Here is a 583-nt window from a genome sequence, read left to right on the forward strand (position 1 = left end):
CTGTTTCGTTACGATAGACGCAATGGGATGTCAAAAGTCAATAGGGAAAGAAATCATTGATAAAAAAGCTGACTATTTACTTGCTGTAAAAGCGGAACAAAAAAACATTACTTAAGCAAATTGAAAGTGCACTATTACCAAAACTAACCGAACAAGCTCAAAATGGGGTGCTGTTTAATAAAGCCGACTATCAAAAAAATAGAGAAGAACTTAGGTGTTGTGCAGTGAGTTATGATTTGGCACTCCTCTTTGAAATAGGGCACTGGGAAGGCACGCAAACAATTGGTGTGATAGCGTCTTATAGAAAAGAAAAAGGTAAATTAAGCAATGAGTTATGTTATAGGTATAATATCAGTTCAGCACACTTAGCAGCAGAAGAGTTAGCTAGAGCGGCCCGGCAACATTGGCAAATAGAAAATGACTTACACTGGCGTCTAGATATAGGCTTCAAAGAAGATGAGTGTCGAACTCGACGCAAAGGTGCAACCACAGTGTCCGCATGGCTTAGGCATATAGCCTTTAATCACTTAAAAGCTGAAACAAGCTTTAAAAAAGGAATACCTGCAAAGCAAAAGAAAGCGAT

1 protein-coding gene is annotated in these 583 nt (G+C 38.6%); it reads left to right on the plus strand.

From position 1 onward, the window contains the following. Positions 1-119: 119 nt before the first annotated feature. Positions 120-583 (plus strand): ISAs1 family transposase (locus N482_RS05405; protein WP_196765311.1); only part of this gene is annotated, 464 nt, incomplete at its 3' end.

Origin of the sequence: Pseudoalteromonas luteoviolacea NCIMB 1942, assembly GCF_001625595.1 — a bacterium.
Taxonomy (GTDB): domain Bacteria; phylum Pseudomonadota; class Gammaproteobacteria; order Enterobacterales; family Alteromonadaceae; genus Pseudoalteromonas; species Pseudoalteromonas luteoviolacea_A.